The sequence below is a fragment of the Amycolatopsis sulphurea genome, from assembly GCF_002564045.1.
Lineage (GTDB): Bacteria > Actinomycetota > Actinomycetes > Mycobacteriales > Pseudonocardiaceae > Amycolatopsis > Amycolatopsis sulphurea.
This window is the reverse complement of sequence record NZ_PDJK01000002.1, coordinates 4,310,546-4,326,924: the sequence shown is the minus strand read 5'-3', so window position 1 is coordinate 4,326,924 and position 16,379 is coordinate 4,310,546. Positions and strand designations below refer to the sequence as shown.

Annotated in this window: 13 protein-coding genes; 7 read left to right on the top strand and 6 right to left on the bottom strand. The window is 69.3% G+C overall.

Going from position 1 to position 16,379, the window contains the following annotated elements:
* Positions 1–143 precede the first annotated feature (143 nt).
* Together ATK36_RS25935 and ATK36_RS25930 are read right to left on the bottom strand one after the other, a co-directional pair.
* Positions 144–815, bottom strand: a complete 672-nt coding sequence (locus ATK36_RS25935) for a response regulator transcription factor (RefSeq protein ID WP_098513876.1) — start codon at positions 813–815, stop codon at positions 144–146.
* On the bottom strand, positions 812–1,984 hold the full coding sequence (locus tag ATK36_RS25930; protein WP_245915163.1) for a sensor histidine kinase: 1,173 nt from the start codon (positions 1,982–1,984) through the stop codon (positions 812–814). Before ATK36_RS25930 ends, ATK36_RS25935 begins: the two co-directional genes overlap by 4 nt.
* 181 nt (positions 1,985–2,165) lie before the next feature.
* On the opposite strand from ATK36_RS25930, the gene ATK36_RS25925 reads away from it, so the two are divergent.
* A complete protein-coding gene (locus ATK36_RS25925; protein WP_098513874.1) occupies positions 2,166–2,402 on the top strand; it encodes a hypothetical protein in 237 nt (78 codons plus the stop codon).
* A gap of 38 nt (positions 2,403–2,440) precedes the next feature.
* Entirely contained in the window at positions 2,441–2,674 is a 234-nt protein-coding gene (locus ATK36_RS25920) for a hypothetical protein (protein WP_098513873.1), read from the top strand.
* A 423-nt stretch (positions 2,675–3,097) separates the two neighbouring features.
* Here ATK36_RS25920 and ATK36_RS25915 read toward each other — a convergent pair whose 3' ends face one another.
* Positions 3,098–5,890 carry an FAD-binding and (Fe-S)-binding domain-containing protein gene (locus ATK36_RS25915; protein WP_098515180.1) on the bottom strand — a complete coding sequence of 931 codons (2,793 nt, stop codon included), beginning with the start codon at positions 5,888–5,890 and terminating at the stop codon, positions 3,098–3,100.
* Positions 5,891–6,393: 503 nt separating this feature from the next.
* Between ATK36_RS25915 and ATK36_RS25910 the strand changes: the two genes are divergently transcribed.
* From ATK36_RS25910 to ATK36_RS25895, 4 genes are all read left to right on the top strand, one after another.
* Positions 6,394–6,852, top strand: a complete 459-nt coding sequence (locus tag ATK36_RS25910) for a hypothetical protein (protein ID WP_141544542.1) — start codon at positions 6,394–6,396, stop codon at positions 6,850–6,852.
* Positions 6,852–7,484, top strand: coding sequence for a DUF3558 domain-containing protein (locus tag ATK36_RS25905; protein ID WP_342752064.1), 633 nt, complete (start codon positions 6,852–6,854; stop codon positions 7,482–7,484). The genes ATK36_RS25910 and ATK36_RS25905 overlap by 1 nt, the downstream gene beginning before the upstream one ends.
* Positions 7,485–7,776: 292 nt before the next feature.
* A complete protein-coding gene (locus ATK36_RS25900) occupies positions 7,777–8,880 on the top strand; it encodes a hypothetical protein (protein WP_098513871.1) in 1,104 nt (367 codons plus the stop codon).
* 9 nt (positions 8,881–8,889) lie between these two features.
* Positions 8,890–9,642, top strand: a complete 753-nt coding sequence (locus ATK36_RS25895) for an ESX secretion-associated protein EspG (protein WP_098513870.1) — start codon at positions 8,890–8,892, stop codon at positions 9,640–9,642.
* Between the two features lie 174 nt (positions 9,643–9,816).
* Here ATK36_RS25895 and ATK36_RS25890 read toward each other — a convergent pair whose 3' ends face one another.
* The 3 genes from ATK36_RS25890 to ATK36_RS25880 all read right to left on the bottom strand — a co-directional run bounded on the left by ATK36_RS25890 (position 9,817) and on the right by ATK36_RS25880 (position 11,289).
* The gene (locus ATK36_RS25890; RefSeq protein WP_141544541.1) at positions 9,817–10,014 is read right to left on the bottom strand and encodes a hypothetical protein; all 198 of its coding nucleotides are present in this window, start codon (positions 10,012–10,014) and stop codon (positions 9,817–9,819) included.
* Between the two features lie 170 nt (positions 10,015–10,184).
* On the bottom strand, positions 10,185–10,379 hold the full coding sequence (locus ATK36_RS31690) for a hypothetical protein (protein WP_141544540.1): 195 nt from the start codon (positions 10,377–10,379) through the stop codon (positions 10,185–10,187).
* Positions 10,380–10,662: 283 nt separating this feature from the next.
* Positions 10,663–11,289: a YigZ family protein gene (locus ATK36_RS25880; protein ID WP_098513867.1), complete on the bottom strand. Its 627-nt coding sequence runs from the start codon at positions 11,287–11,289 to the stop codon at positions 10,663–10,665.
* 493 nt (positions 11,290–11,782) lie between these two features.
* Here ATK36_RS25880 and gltB point away from each other — a divergent pair, with 493 nt between their 5' ends.
* Positions 11,783–16,321, top strand: a complete 4,539-nt coding sequence (gene gltB, locus ATK36_RS25875; protein WP_098513866.1) for a glutamate synthase large subunit — start codon at positions 11,783–11,785, stop codon at positions 16,319–16,321.
* Positions 16,322–16,379 lie beyond the last annotated feature (58 nt).

Genomic DNA, 16,379 nt, shown 5'->3' with positions numbered 1-16,379 from the left:
GACTCTGAGTCCGTGAAGGGCCCCTTCACGGACCCGAGACAGGTCCGGCACACCCCACGACCCGGAAAGTACGGCAGGTAATCATCCGCTTACCTGCCGTCCTCGAGTGATACGCCACCTCAGGTTCGGCTGTCGGGCACGGCTCAGTCTTCCGCGTCGCGGACCAGGAGGGCGACCTGGACCCGGTTGTCCACGGCCAGTTTGGCGAACAGGCTCCCGGTGTGTGCCTTCACCGTGGCCACGCTGATGTGCAGCCGGGTGGCGATGTCCGGGTTGCCGAGGCCGTCGGCGATCGCGCGGGCGGTGTCGAGTTCGCGTTCGGTGAGGGTGGCCAGGCGGGTGCGGGCCTCGGTGCGGGACCGCTGCCGGGCGTCGGAGGAGTGCGGACCGGTGGCCGCGGCGATCACCCGGGCGGTCGCGGCCGAGGAGAGTGCCGGGTTGCCGCCGGCGACGGTGCGCACGGCGGTGATGATCTGCGGCGGCGGGGTGTCCTTGAGCACGAAGCCGAGCGCGCCGGCGCGCAGTGCGCCGAGCACCAGCTCGTCGGAGTCGAACGTGGTCAGCACGAGCACCCGCGGCGGGTCCGGCCAGGACAGGATCTCGCGGGTGGCGCTGAGCCCGTCGCGGCCGGGCATCCGCACGTCCATCAGGACCACGTCCGGGCGGTGCTGCTCGACCACGCCGAGCGCGGCCTCGCCGTCGGCCGCCTCGGCGACCACGGACAGGTCGGGTTCCCCTTCGATGACCAGCCGCAGGGCCATCCGCACCAGCTGGTCGTCGTCCACCAACACGATCCGCACTTCGTCCACGTTCACCTGTTCCTCTCCGGCCAGGGCAGCTGGGCGCGCAGCACGAACCCGCCGCCGGGCACCGCGTGATGGTCCAGTTCGCCACCGGCCAGCCCGACCCGCTCGGCGAGGCCGAGCAGCCCGAATCCGGACGAGGGCACACGGATGCCCGCGGTCACCGCCCCGGAATCGCGGATCTGCACCCGCAACCCGTCCCCGGCCACGCCTTCCACGCTCACCCGCACCCGCGCGCCCGGCGCGTGTTTGCCGGCATTGGTCAGTCCTTCTTGGACGATCCGGTACCCGGTCCGCCCGGTCAGTTCCGGCGGGGTCCCTTCCACGGTGTCGGTGAGCGTAACGGCAAGGCCGGACGCCCGGGCATCGGCCACCAGCTCGGGGATCCGGTCGATCGAGGGCTGCGGCGGCTCCGGCTGCTCGGGTCCCGCGCGCAGCACGCCGAGCACGTCCCGCAGCTCCTCCAGCGCCTGATGTGAACCATCCGCGATGCCCTGGGCCAGCACCTTCACCTCCTCGGCGGTGAGGTTGTCGCGGTGCCCGAGCACGCCGGCCTGCATGGCCACCAGCGAGACCCGGTGGGCGAGCACGTCGTGCATCTCGCGGGCGATCCGGTTGCGCTCCAGCACCCGCGCCTCCGCGGCCCGCGCCGCCTGCTCGCGCTCCGCGCTGTCCGCACGCTGGCGCAGGGTCCACACCTCGTCCCTGCGAGCCCCCACCGCCACTCCGACGGCCACCGCGATCCCCGCGGTCAGCGCCGGGACCAGCAGCTCGACCCAGTTCCCGGGCGTCGTGACCTCCGACGGGAAGAACGTAACGGAGAACTTCGACGCGGCGATGTAGGCCACCACGACGACGCCGATCTCCAGTGGACGGCGACGCGTGGAGATCGAGCAGAGCACCAGCAGTGCCGAGCCGATGGCGAGGGTGGATGCGGTCGAGGCGACCGAGATCAGCATCGCGACGGTGAGCGGGAACCGCCGCCGCCACAGCGCCAGGACGAGGCAACCGAGCGCCACCAGCGGATCCCCGTGGTAGTACCAGGACCCGCCGACCGACACCTGCCCCTTTGCCGCCATCGCGGCGATGTAGACCCAGGTGATCGCACCGATCGCGACCACGGCGGCCAGCCGCCACGACTGCTGCCACGGACCGAGCCGGGGCACCGCCTCCTCGTTCACCCGGACATCATCGCCGAACCGCCGCCGCGGCGCAGCGGACCCCGGTCCAGCACCCATGCGACCGGAGGTGGACCGCGGCACCGCCCGCGGTCGAACCCGGGTCGAGACGCCGGGCCGATGTGCCGCGGCGCCGCCGGTACCACACTGAGCACAGAACGAAAACGAGAAGGGGAATCGGGACATGGGTAAGAATGGTTTTGCGGCACTCGAAGCCGTCGGGCTGATCTCGGGCGGGCTCGCCGGGCAGGCGATCGTCCGCAGCTTTTTCGACAAGGACGCCGAACCGTTGTGGGGAGCGATGTCGTGGGTGCCCGGCGGGCGCACCTGGGAGCTGGTCGTGCTCGGCTTCTTCGGCGTCGTCGGGCTGGTGATCGCCGGAATCGGGATTATGGGCCAGAAGAAGGTCAAAGCCGGGTGAGCCGGCCACTGGCACCCCCGAGGGAAAGGACGCAGACCATGAGCAAGAGCAACTGGGCATTGCTGCAATGCCTCGGATTGCTGGTACTGGCCGGCGCCGGCCAGGCGATCGTCCACGGGCTGATCAGCCCCGGTTCGCCGCTGCTGTGGGGTGCGTTCGACTGGGTGCCGGGAGGCTGGGACGGCCAGCTGATCGTCCTCGGCAGCATCACGATCATCGGCCTGCTGATCACCGTCGGGGCGAATCTCGCCTCGACGAAGACCTACCGCTGAATCACCCCGGGTACGCGCAGGACCGCAAACCCCGGGGTGTGCTCGCCTTCTCCCCGGCACCCACCGCCACACAGTGCGCGCGCACCATTCCCCGCCACGGCCCGTCCGTGGCGAGCGCCCGCCGGTGTGGCGGATCCCCGCCCTCGGCGTTCCCGGCCCATGCCGGGGGCGCCGAGGAGCCGTTTCAAGATCGCCCTCCGCGCCTTCCGGGTGCCGTTACGTCCATGATGGTCGCAGCGGCCGACCGGCTTCGACGGACGTCGGATGACACGGGGCGGCCTCGCCCACGAAGCGACACCGCCCGAGAGACTGTTCGCCGAACTCCGCGCGGACCTCGTCCTCTCCTGGCCGGTGGGCGTCAGCTTCATGTGCGCGCCCGGATGGAACCGCTGGCCCTGCTGGAGCACAGCGAACGGCCAGCAGCTATCGCAGCGCCCGGCGGAGCAGCTGGGCCAGATGCACGGCCGGGCGGCCGGCCTCCTGGGCGATCTGGGTCCGGCAGCTGAATCCATCGGAAAGGACCACAGTGGACTCCGGCGTCGCGCGCAGCGCGGGCAGCAGCCGGTCTTCGGCGCAGGCCAGCGAAACCTCGTAGTGCCCACGTTCGAAGCCGAAGTTGCCGGCCAGCCCGCAGCATCCCGCGTCCAGCGTGGTGTTGCGGACGCCCGCGGCGGACAACGCGGCCTCGTCCGCGTCGAAGCCGAGTACGGCGTGCTGGTGACAGTGCACCTGGGTGATCGTCTCGACGTCCAGCTTCGCGGTGAGCGGTTCGGGCGCGTCGGCGAGCAGTTCGGCGAAGGTCCGGGTGCGGGTGGCCAGCAGCTCCGCGGTCGCGTCGCCCGGGAGCAGCGCGGGCAGGTCGCCGCGGAACAGCGCCGTACAGCTCGGTTCCAGCCCGGCCACCTGGTATCCGGCGTCCAGATACGGCTTCAGCATGGCAAGGGTCCGGCGCAGCACTCGCCGGGCTGTGGTCAGCTGCCCGGTGGAGATCCAGGTCAGTCCACAGCAGACTCCCCGGTCCGGCAGCACCACGGCGTATCCGGCGGCGGTGAGCACCTCGGCCGCGGCGTCGAGCACGTCCGGGGTGAGGTAGTTGTTGAAAGAATCCGGCCACAGCACGACCCGCCGCTCGCCACTCGCCCAGCGGCGGAGATCGGCCCGTGCCGTGGTGAACGGCACCGGGGCGAACTCCGGCAACGCGCGTTCCGGCGCGATTCCGCCGAGCCGCTTCATCGCGGCCGCCGCCCAGCGACGGCGGGCGAAGAAGTTCGCCACGCGCGGCGCCAGCGCGGCGCCGCGCAACCACAGCGGCAGCCAGCCCATCGAATAGTGCGACGCCGGGCGCAGGCGACCACGGTAGTGCTGGTGCAGGAACTCGGCTTTGTACGTGGCCATGTCCACATCGACCGGACAGTCGGAGAGACATCCCTTGCAGGACAAGCACAGATCGAGCGCCTCGGCCACCTCGGCGGAACGCCAGCCGTCCTTGATCACCTCGCCGTTGATCATCTCGGCGAGCAGGTGCGCGCGGCCGCGCGTGGAGTGCTGCTCCTCGCGGGTCGCCCGGTAGCTCGGGCACATCACGCCGCCACCACTGGTGTCGCGGCATTTGCCGACCCCGACGCAGCGGCGCATCGCCTGCCCGAAGCTGCCGCGGTCCTCCGGATAGCCGAGCACCGTGACGTCTTCGATCGCCAGCGGCGCACGGCGCACCCGAAGATCGGCGTCCACCGGTCGGGGCTCGACGATGATGCCGGGGTTCATCCGCCCGTCCGGATCGAAGATCCCCTTGAACCGGGCGAACAACGCCAGCATCTCCGGGCTGTACATCCGCGACAGCAACGCCGAACGCGCCTGTCCGTCGCCATGCTCACCGGAAAGCGAGCCACCGTGCGCGGCGACCAGATCGGCGGCTTCCTCGACGAATTCACGGAATTGCGCTTTGCCCGCCGCCGACAGCAGATCGAAGTCGAGCCGTAAGTGCAGGCAGCCCTCGCCGTAGTGGCCGTAGACGACGCTGCGGCGCCCGTGCCTCCGCATCAGATCCTTGAAACCGCGCAGGTACGACCCGAGCCGTTCGGGCGGTACCGCAGCGTCCTCCCAACCCGGCCAGGCCTCGGAACCGTCGGCCAGCCGGGTGGCCAGGCCCGCGCCCTCCTCACGGATGCGCCACAGCCGGCGTTGCGCCGCCGGATCGTCGAGCACCACCGAACCGGTCAGCGCGGCGCCGAGCGAAGCGGCCAGCTCTCGCGCCCGGGCCGGCGCTTCGGCCGGGGAATCCCCGGACAACTCCACGAAAAGCCAGGCACCGCCCGGCGGCAGCCCACGGTCTCGGCCCGGTTCGAGCAGGCCGACGAGTTCCGCGTCGACGCCTTCGACGGTCAGCGGCGACCACGGCAGGATCTCCGGAACCGCGTCGGCCGCAGCGACGTCCGAGGGAAACCCGAGCACCGCCAGTACCCGATGCTTCGGCAGCTCGGCGAGCGCGACCGTCGCGGCCACCACGGTGACGCACGTGCCTTCGCTGCCGACCAGCGCTTTCGCGAGGTCGAATCCGTTCTCCGGCAACAGGTGTTCCAGTCCGTACCCGGAAACCCGGCGAGGCCAGGTGGACAGTTCGGTCCGCAGCAACGCAAGATTGTCCCGCACGAGCGACCGCAGCTGCGTGAACACCCGGCCTTCGGTACCCGGCAGCGCGGCCCGACGGTCCACTTCGGACGGATCGGCCGGACCGGCGGTGAACCGGGTGCCGTCGTAGAGCAGCACGTCCAGCTCGCGCACCACGTCCACGGTGCGGCCCCACGCGACCGAATGCGAACCGCAGGCGTTGTTGCCGATCATCCCGCCGATCGTGCACCGGCTGTGCGTGGAGGGATCGGGGCCGAACCGCAGCCCGTGCGGCGCGGCGAGCGCCTGCAGGTCGTCGAGCACGGTGCCGGGCGCGACCCGGGCGAGCCGCGCCGCCGGGTCGAGCCACTGCACCCCGTGCACGTGCCGTGAAATGTCGATGACCAGGCCAGGACCACACGAGTTCCCGGCCACACTGGTGCCGCCGCCACGGGCGACCACCGGCAGGCCGCGTTCGCGGGCGGCGGCCACTGCCGCGACGACGTCGTCGCCGGTTTCGGGCAGCACCACGCCGAGTGGCACGTGCCGGTAGTTCGACGCGTCGGTCGTGTAGAGGGCCAACGTCGCAGGGTCAGTCCGGATCTCCACCCGGACCATTCAACAAGATTCCCGCCGCCTACGCCGCCGGACGGGGCACACTCAGCCTGCTCCGGACCAGCTCGCCCCGCCCCGGTGGCCGCGGGTCAGGCCGAGACCAGCCGCAGCTGCGCATCCGATCTGTTCGTGGACGGACTGAACTGCTGCGACCAGACCTGATGCGCCCGCGCGTAGGTGGCGGGGATCGTCATCGTCGCCTACGCCCGCCGCGTGCATGATCGCGCGGCGTTCAAGCAGGTCGACGCGACGGGTCAAGGTACGCATCAGCGGCGACTGCGCACAGGCTGACCGCCCCTACATATGTTCTCTAGAACGTGACCGGGACTGGTCGCGGGATCGTGTTCGTCCTCGGCGCCGGTCATTCCGCTGGTCTGCGATCGGATTCGACGATTCTTGGCACCTGGCGGTGACTGATCGGCTACGGTAGCGGCTGGGGTGGGCTCGGGAGGGCTGCCCCGAATCAGTGTCGACGTTTGCTTCGAGGGGTGTGCATCGTGGTTCAATCTGCGCCGGAACCTGGCAACTGGCTGGATGGTCTGGGGTTTGATATCTGGGACCCGACCGGCGGCGGTGGCGGTGGTGGCGCCGCGCCCGGCGGTTTGGGGCCGAGCGGGCAGGGGTTCAGTCTCAGTCGGGACGAGGCCATGAGCATGCTCAACCAGGCGAAAGGCATCCGCGCCGACCTGTGGGCAATGATCAAGGAAGCGGAACAGCTCACCAAGATGAAGCCACCCGCTGATGAGCCGGCGAGCAAAGCATTCAACGTTCTCGCAGCCGGTGGCGGTGGGAATCCGGGCGCATTCGGTTATGGCGTCGGGCACATCAAGAGGGAACACGGCTACGTGGACGAGCTGATCACGCGTCTCGAAGACGCTCTCCATCTGGCACAATCCAGCGATGAGAGCGCCGCAACTGATATGAACAAGACAGCCTCCTCCGGGGGTTACGCCTGATGAATTATCGTGCTACGTGGTGCGCCGCGGTCATCGGCGCGATGGCAGTCCTTGCAGTTGGCTGTAGCGGACAGAAAGCGCCGTCTTCTCCGGGCGGTACAACAAGTACTGCGCCGTCCTCGTCGCCGGGTGAGAGTCTGCCGCACAGCGGAGCCCCGAGGGTGTCAAACCCTTTGCCGGCGTCCGTGATCGGTGGCGACCCTTGCCAGAGCATGACAGCTGATCAACTGAAGGATGCACTCGGGCAGATTCAGCGGACCAAGCCGGGTACCAATTCGGGTGTCGGGCCGGGCTGCACTTGGTCAAATCTCGATACCGATGCAAATCTGGACGTAAGCTTCGACTCGGGGAATAACAGTGGGTTGAGCGGGTGGTATGAGAATACGAAGCCACAGGCTGTGGTGTGGAAAGAATTGACGGTTCAAGGGTTTCCTGCTGTCGCGCATGTGACGCCGAGTGGTGGTGATCCGAAGGATTTCTGCCAGATCAGCGTGGGTATCAATGATCGGCAAACAGTTGACGTTACGATCGGTCTCAGCGACAGTAAGAAGGGTAATACGGACCCTTGTCAGGTGACGGTACGTGCCGCTGATGTGGTGGTGGCGAACTTGAAGCGGAATGCGGGTTCGTGATGGGGTTTTTTGATTGGGTGGGCGATACGGCGAAGTCGGTGGGGCATGCGCTGGAGGATGCTGCGGATTGGGTGGGGGACTGGGCTGAGGATGTGGGTGGCTGGTTCGGTGACTTGTATCACGGGAACCTGGGTGAGCAGGTTGTTTCGCAGTCGGACTTGGTCAAGGCGGTCATGGCGAGCAGGGGCGCGCCGGAGTGGCATGGTGGCAGCGAGCGGGCTGCGAAGCTGGCTGAGCAGCATTCCGAGATCAGTGGCCGGGTTCAGCGGTTGAGTTCGGGCTTGGAGTCGGTGTGGCCGGTGGTGGTGCGGATGCGGCGCAGCAGCGGATCCGGCCGTTGGCGGATGTGTCGGAGTCCGCGTCGCAGGCATTCACGTCGAATTCGCAGACGGTGAGCGGGGTGGCGCATGGGTTCGATCAGATGAAAGCGTCGCTGCAGCCGATGCCGGAGACGCCGCCGCACAAGAACTTTTTCGACGAGATGGCGTTCTGGAAGACGACCGACACCGAGCGGCAGATCAAGGACTACAACGAGGTCGGGCAGCAGAATCTCGCGAAATACCAGGCCTATGCTGACCAGGCTCAGTCAGCGGGCCAGGGTATGAAGATCGACTACGGGCAGTTGTCGGATTTCGGCGGCGGTGACGTGACGATCGGTTCGCCCGAGCCCGGCAAGGGTGGGGTTGACCACGGACCGGGGCGGGGTCCGTCGCCGCACGGGCCGAGTGGCCCTGGGCCTGCTGCCAGCGGTCCGTCGCCGGCGTTCTCTCCGGGGTATTCCGGTGGTCCAGCGGCACCGCCCGGCGGTGGTGCGCCGGTTCCGCCGGGTCTTCATCCGCAGGGCACCGGACCGGATCCGCAGGGCACCAGGCCGGGTGATGGGACGATGACATCCGGGTGGGCGCCGCGTTCGGCCAACCCGGTCGGCGGGCCGGGTGGTGGCCCGGGCTGGGTGCCGTCCTCGACGCTGCCGCCGGGCAGCGGGAGCGGCGGTGGTTCGTGGTCGCTGGGGCTGGTCGGAGGGTTCGGTCCCGGCGGCGGCCTGACCGGTGGTGGGCCGGGCGGCGGAAACGGTGGTTCCGGTACGGGTGCGGGTGGCCGTGGCGGCAGCGGCGCTGGCCGGTTGGGCGCCGGTTCGGGCGCGGGCGCCGCGGAAGTGGCCGCGGGCCGTGGGCCTGCTGGTGCTGCCGGGCGGGGTTCGGCCGGCTCACGTGGCGCGTCTGGGGTGGGTGGCATGGGCGCCGGCGGCAGGGGTAAGGGCGAGGAAGACAAGGAACACCAGCGCAAATACGGGGTGGACGACGATTCCGCGTTCGACATCACCGACGACGAGGGCGGGCGGATTCTGGACCCGCGTACGGGGCTGCCGCCGGTGCCGCCGACCATCGGCGGTTGAGGCGCGCGGATGGCGATCATCGACAAACCGGTCCGGGTTCCGCGACCGGCGTTCTTCGTCGCGTGGCAGGACGCCGGGCTCGGCGGACTTCCTGCGGTGGTGGATCCGGACGACGAGTACGCGACCGCGGAGTTTGCCGCGGAGCGGCGTACGCGGGCGATGTCCCGGTTCGCTGCGATGAGGCTGGCCACGCCGGACGGGCGGTTGACCGCGGAGTTCCGGGCGACTCTGGAGCTGCTCGCAGCACCTGGCAGGGAGGTGTACGCCTGGACTGCGTTCGGCAGTCACCCCGGCGACAACGGTGCGGTGTTCGTGGCTGCGTCCGGGCGGGACGCGGTCCGGTTGATCACCGACGGCCGGTCGATCCAGCTCGATCCGATCCTGTCGCGCAGCATCACCGCGGCTCTGGTGGACACGTTGCCGGAGTACCCGCCAGCGCGGATCGGGCTGTTGCGGGCACCGACGGCCTATCTCGACGGGAGCAACGCCGATCCGCTGTCGGAGATGTCGGGCAAAGCCGACGAGTTGCGGCACTTGATGCGGATCGAGCGGACCGCGGTGCACAAGCTCTACTCCGCGGTGCGCAACGGGCCCGGCCGGTCCAGCAGCACTCCGTTGACGGTGTACGACCTTGCCGGGACCGGCCGGATCCTGACCTTCACCAGTGACGCCGACAACGGCGGGACAGATGCCACCGCCTGCAGCGGGACCCACACCAACCTCGTGGACACGCTCAACCTCACCCTCGACGGGCTCGGGTGACGGTAGGGCGGTGAACCGGTCCCGGCCGGCGCAAGGCCGCGCCTGCGGAACGGCCCGGCCGCTCCGAAATGTGCCGAGGGACGCGACAACGGAACGACCAAGACTCACCTGATCCCGCGCTGTGTGGAACCCGGCCGCCGCACCCGTATCGGGTCCGGTGCGGCGACCGGGAAATCAGTCCCGCCGGTCAGCGGGGCGTAGCGCGGCACGGCTGGACCTGTGCCCGGGCGGCAAGAGCAGACCGAGGTGCTTCAGCACTTCCCACACCCTGAGGTAGCCGACCCCGGCTCGAGTTGCGATCTCGCCGACGGTCAGGCGCTGCTCCACGTACTGCTGGTCGCGTTCGAGATTCTCGGCACGTGGACCGGTCACTTCCATTCCTCCGGCAGGGCCGTGATTCGCCACCCTTGGGCCAGTGGAAAGCGGCGATCCGTTCCACCGCTTTCATCTCGTCATCCAGGATCGGCTCGCCGGGCTTTTCGGATGAGACGCCAGCCGGTAGTCCTCGTCCGTCGGCCGCCCCGGTCGGATGCGGCCGCTCATCAGCGACACCCACCGCTGTCGACCAGGTCCAGCAACGACGTACGCAGGTTCGCCAGCACCCCCGCACTACCAACTACCGTGATCTCCGCCGGCGGCCCGTCACCGATCGCGAGGCCGACCACCAGCGCGCTGTGGACGTTCTTCGTCAGCCCGTTAGTGATCGCGGCCGGCCGACCGAGGGTGTCCCTCGCCACCAATACCCGCTCACCCCGCCACCCCCGGCCGGTCACGACCCGCCTGCGTGGCTGTTCTGCCCCTTGGACAGGCAACCGGCAGTGCAGCGCCAGCTGCGTGTGGAGACCGAGCCCCGCACCGGCCGCGGGGCGCGGGTGCCCGGTCAGCCGATCCAACAGCCTCCGCGTGTATTCGTCGGTGAGCAGTACTTCGACGTGATCTCTTCGACCGGCATACCCGACTGGTGATCGCGCACCATCGCCGTGTTCCGCACGGTACAACCGAGCCTCTTCCACGGCGCGGCTAGCCGCGGACCCAGTCCTCCCCCAGCTCCACCGCTTCTGAGCTGCCACCGGTCGCCTCCGCCAGCCAGGCGGCGAACCGCTGCTCCTCGCCGGGCAGCACGCCGACCTCGAAGTGCGCCGAGGCCTCGAAACGGGCCTCCTGCACCGAGTACGAGGACGCGCGTAGCTCGTTCTCCAGCCGGCCGGCACGGGTGTAGTCCACCTCGATGTCGAACAGCCGCAGCCGCCGATACTCCACCAAGCCGACCGTGTCCAGGGCTTCGGACACGGACTGGCCATATGCCCGAACCAAGCCACCCGCGCCGAGCAGGACGCCACCGAAGTGGCGGGACACCACCGCAACCGTGTCGGTGACGCCGCGGCGGCGCAGCACTTCGAGCATCGGCACCCCGGCGGTACCCGCGGGCTCGCCGTCGTCGCTGGAACGCTGAGTACGGCCGTCCGGACCCAGCACGAAGGCGTGACAGTGGTGCCGCGCCGTGGGTTCGGCCCGGCGACGGGCCGCGATCGCCTCGCGCGCGGCCGTTTCCTGGCCCACCGGGGCGAGTGCGCACAGGAACCGCGAACGCCGGATCTCGATCTCGTGCAGCCCGGCGGCCGCCACCGACAGAAAACGATCAGTCATGCGCACGCTGCCTCACCGGTTCAGTCAAGCAGGTCGTCCGCGCCGGTATCCACCGGATGGGTGAAGGAAAAACCGCAGGTCAGCGGGGCTTCTCCCGGCTGGCGGGAGACCCGGTCCGACAGATGGGAGTACCCGGACGGGTGACAACACAACCGTGGCATTTCCCACGTGGACACGACGACGTATGTCGATAACGACGATTTCACACTATCGTCATAAGACCCGGCGAACCCGGGGACCGGCACCACCACGCCCGGACGGCCCCCACCACCACCAAGGCCGGCCGACGTGCGCACCACGCCTGTACAGCGACGTGCAGTATCTCGACTGCCGCCCACTGCCGTGCGGCCGTACTCTCCTGCCCTGTCCCGGGCGGAGGGTTTTCCCTTCTCGACTGACCATCGCGGTTCCGAACCACTTCGTTAACCGGTTCAGTGACGAACCCCACCGATGGAGTGAAGGAACGCGCCTACGCCCTGGGAGGCGGCCAGCCGTGACCCCTAGTTCCAGCACTCCGGCCACTGGTGGCCTGTACGACCCCGCGTCCGAGCACGACGCCTGCGGGGTCGCGTTCGTCGCGGACCTGACCGGCCGCCGAGATCATCAGATCGTGGCGAAAGCCTTGGTCGCACTGCGCAACCTGGAGCATCGCGGGGCACGCGGCGCCGAACCGGACACCGGGGACGGGGCCGGTCTGCTGATCCAGGTGCCCGACGCGTTCTACCGCGAGGTGGCCGGCTTCGAGCTGCCGCCGGAGGGCCAGTACGCGGTGGGCACCGCCTTTCTGCCACAGGACGAGAAACGCCGCGGCCGGGCGATGACCACCATCGAGCGGATCGCCGCCGAGGAGGACATGCGCGTGGTCGGCTGGCGCGAGCTGCCGGTGGACCCTTCGCACTGCGGGCCGACCGCGGCCGAGTCCATGCCGCACTTCACCCAGCTGTTCCTGGCCGGGCGCCGGCACAACCGCGAAGGTCTCGAGCTGGAGCGCGCCGCCTTCTGCGTGCGCAAGCGCGCCGAGCACGAGCTGGCCGAGGACGACCTGTACTTCCCGAGCCTGTCCTCGCGCACCATCGTCTACAAGGGAATGCTCACCGAGCCGCAGGTGGAACGGTTCTTCCCGGATCTGACCGACGAGCGCGTGACGAGCGCGATCGGGCTGGTGCACTCACGGTTCTCCACCAACACCTTCCCGTCCTGGCCGCTCGCGCACCCGTACCGGTACGTGGCGCACAACGGCGAGATCAACACGCTCAAGGGCAACCGCAACTGGATGGACGCCCGTGAGGCGCTGCTGGAGACCGACCTGATCCCGGGCGATCTCAAGCGTCTCTACCCGATCATCACCCGCGGCGCGAGCGACTCCGCCTCCTTCGACGAGGTGCTCGAAATGCTGCACCTGTCGGGGCGGTCGCTGCCGCACGCGGTGCTGATGATGATCCCGGAGGCCTGGGAGAACCACCAGGAGATGGACCCCGCGCGGCGGGCGTTCTACGAGTTCCACTCCACGCTGATGGAGCCGTGGGACGGGCCGGCGCTGGTCGCGTTCACCGACGGTACGCAGATCGGCGCGGTGCTCGACCGCAACGGCCTGCGGCCGGGCCGGTACTGGGTGACCGACGACGGGCTGGTCGTGCTCGCCAGCGAGGTCGGCGTGCTGGAGCTGGACCAGTCCTCGATCGTCCGCAAAGGACGGCTCGAACCGGGCCGGATGTTCCTGGTCGACACCGCGCAGGGGCGGATCGTCGAGGATGAAGAGGTCAAGGGCGAGCTGGCCGCCGCGCACCCGTACGACGAGTGGGCCGAGGCCGGGCTGCTGCGGCTGGAAGAGCTGCCGGAACGCGACCGCGAGGTGCCGCTGCACGCCGCGCTCGTCCGCCGGCAGCAGTCCTTCGGCTACACCGAGGAGGAACTCGACACCATCCTCGAACCGATGGCCCGCACCGGCGCGGAGCCGATCGGCTCGATGGGCAACGATTCGCCGCTGGCCTCGATCTCCTCGCGGGCACGGCCGTTGTTCGACTACTTCATCCAGCTGTTCGCCCAGGTGACCAACCCGCCGCTGGACGCGATCCGCGAGGAACTGGTCACCTCGCTGGGCACCCAGCTCGGCGCGGAGCCGAACCTGCTGGCCGCGGACGCCTCCTCGTGCCGCCGGATCGTGCTGCCGTTCCCGGTGCTGGACAACGATCAGCTGGCGAAGCTGGTGCACGTCAACGACGACGGCGACCTGCCGGAGTTCCAGGCGGTCACCGTGCTCGGCCGGTACCACGTGCACGGCGGCGGCGAGGCCCTGCTGCGGCGGCTGGACGAGATCCGTACCGAGGTGTCCGAGGCGATCGAGGACGGCGCGCGGCTGATCGTGCTGTCCGACCGCGGGGTCGACGAGGACCACGCGCCGATCCCGTCGCTGCTGCTCACCGGCGCGGTGCACCATCATCTGGTCCGGGAGAAGACCCGCACGCAGGTCGGCCTGATCGTGGAGGCGGGCGACGCCCGCGAGGTGCACCACATCGCGCTGCTCATCGGGTACGGCGTGGCCGCGGTGAACCCGTACCTCGCGATGGCGACGGTCGAGGAGATGGCGCACCGCGGCCTGATCCCCGGGGTGACGCCGAAACAGGCGACCGCGAACCTGATCAAGGCGCTCGGCAAGGGCGTGCGCAAGACCATGTCGAAGATGGGTGTGTCCACTGTGGCCTCCTACACCGGGGCGCAGATCTTCGAGGCGGTCGGGCTCGGCGCCGAGGTGATCGACACCTGTTTCACCGGCACCACTTCCCGGCTCGGCGGCGTCGGCTTCGACACCCTCGCCGACGAGGTCGCGCAGCGGCATCTGCGGGCGTTCCCGGTCGACGGCGTCCGCGCGCACCACCGCGAGCTGGAGACGGGCGCGGATTACCAGTGGCGCCGCGAAGGCGAGCCGCACCTGTTCAACCCGCAGACGGTGTTCAAGCTGCAGCATTCCACGCGCAGCGGAAAGTACGAGATCTTCAAGGAGTACACCAAGTCCGTCGACGACCAGTCCGAGAAGCTGCAGACGCTGCGCGGGCTGTTCGACTTCAAGCTCGGCGAGCGGGCTCCGGTGCCGATCGAGGAGGTCGAACCGGTCTCCGAGATCGTCAAGCGGTTCGCCACCGGCGCCATCTCCTACGGCTCGATCTCCATGGAGATGCACCAGACCCTGGCGATCGCGATGAACCGGCTCGGCGGCAAGTCCAACACCGGCGAAGGCGGCGAGGACCCGGAACGGCTCTACGATCCCGAGCGCCGCTCCGCGGTCAAGCAGGTCGCGAGCGGCCGGTTCGGCGTCACCAGCGAGTACCTGGTCAACGCGGACGACATCCAGATCAAGATGGCGCAGGGCGCGAAACCCGGCGAAGGCGGGCAGCTGCCCGGCGGCAAGGTGTACCCGTGGATCGCGAAGACCCGGCACTCCACGCCGGGAGTCGGCCTCATTTCGCCGCCGCCGCACCACGACATCTACTCCATCGAGGACCTCGCACAGCTGATCCACGACCTGAAGAACGCCAACCCGGACGCGCGCATCCACGTGAAGCTCGTCTCCGAGGTCGGCGTCGGCACGGTCGCCGCGGGCGTCTCGAAGGCGCACGCGGACGTGGTGCTGATCTCGGGCCACGACGGCGGAACGGGCGCCTCGCCGTTGTCCTCGATCAAGCACGCGGGCGGCCCGTGGGAACTCGGGCTGGCCGAAACGCAGCAGACGCTGCTGGCCAACCGGCTGCGCGACCGGATCGTGGTGCAGGCCGACGGGCAGCTCAAGACCGGGCGCGACGTGGTGATCGCGGCGCTGCTGGGGGCCGAGGAGTTCGGGTTCGCGACCGCGCCGCTGGTCGTGTCCGGCTGCATCATGATGCGGGTGTGTCATCTGGACACCTGCCCGGTCGGCGTCGCGACCCAGAACCCGAAGCTGCGGGAGAAGTTCAGCGGCAAGGCCGAGTACGTGGTCAACTTCTTCCGGTTCATCGCCGAGGAGGTCCGGGAATACCTGGCACAGCTGGGTTTCCGGTCGATCGCGGAGGCGGTCGGGCACGCCGAGGTGCTGGACAAGCGCAAGGCCGTGGCGCATTGGAAGGCCGCCGGGCTGGACTTGTCGCCGATCTTCCACGTGCCCGCGATGGCCCCGACGGGCGCGCGTCACCAGCAGGTGAAGCAGGATCACGGGCTGGACAAGGCGCTGGACAACACCCTCATCCAGCTCGCCGAGGGCGCGCTGGCCGCCGGGGACAAGGTGCGGCTGGAACTGCCGGTGCGCAACGTCAACCGGACCGTGGGCACCATGCTCGGCTCGGAGCTGACGAAGAAGTGGGGCGGTGAAGGGCTGCCCGACGACACCATCGACATCACGTTCACCGGCACCGCGGGCCAGTCGTTCGGCGCGTTCGTGCCGAAGGGCATCACCCTGCGGCTCCACGGCGACGGCAACGACTACGTCGGCAAGGGCCTGTCCGGCGGCCGGATCGTGGTGCGCCCGCCGAAGGAATCGCCGGTGGTGGCGGCCGCGGAGAACCACATCATCGCGGGCAACGTGATCGGCTACGGCGCGACCGGCGGGGAGATCTTCCTCCGCGGACAGGTCGGCGAGCGCTTCTGCGTGCGGAATTCGGGCGCGCTGGCCGTGGTCGAGGGCGTGGGCGACCACGGCGCCGAATACATGACCGGCGGCCGGATCGTGGTGCTCGGCGGGATCGGCCGCAACTTCGCGGCCGGGATGTCCGGCGGCGTCGCGTACGTGCTCGACCTGCCGGCGCACCGGGTGAACCCGGAGATGGTGGACTTGGATCCGCTCGATTCCGAAGACGCCGGCTTCCTCCGTGAGACGATAGAAAAGCACTACAACGAAACGGAATCCGCCGTCGCCCGCGAGCTGCTCGCGGACTGGGACGCGGCCGTCGACCGATTCGGGAAGGTCATGCCCAAGGACTACAAGCGCGTGCTGGCCGCTCAAGTGCAGGCGGAACGCGATGGACGTGATGTGAACGAGGCGATCATGGAGGCCGCTCATGGCTGACAATAGCTCGCCTGCCGTGAAGGGGCCCTTCACAGACTCAGAGTCCGTGAAGGGTCCC

Excerpts from the sequence above, each read along its gene's own strand:
- ATK36_RS25920 (WP_098513873.1), top strand. The coding sequence starts at position 2,441 with ATGAGCAAGAGCAACTGGGCATTGCTGCAATGCCTCGGATTGCTGGTA.
- ATK36_RS25880 (WP_098513867.1), bottom strand. The coding sequence starts at position 11,289 with ATGACTGATCGTTTTCTGTCGGTGGCGGCCGCCGGGCTGCACGAGATC.
- ATK36_RS25925 (WP_098513874.1), top strand. The coding sequence starts at position 2,166 with ATGGGTAAGAATGGTTTTGCGGCACTCGAAGCCGTCGGGCTGATCTCG.
- ATK36_RS25895 (WP_098513870.1), top strand. The coding sequence starts at position 8,890 with ATGGCGATCATCGACAAACCGGTCCGGGTTCCGCGACCGGCGTTCTTC.
- ATK36_RS25905 (WP_342752064.1), top strand. The coding sequence starts at position 6,852 with ATGAATTATCGTGCTACGTGGTGCGCCGCGGTCATCGGCGCGATGGCA.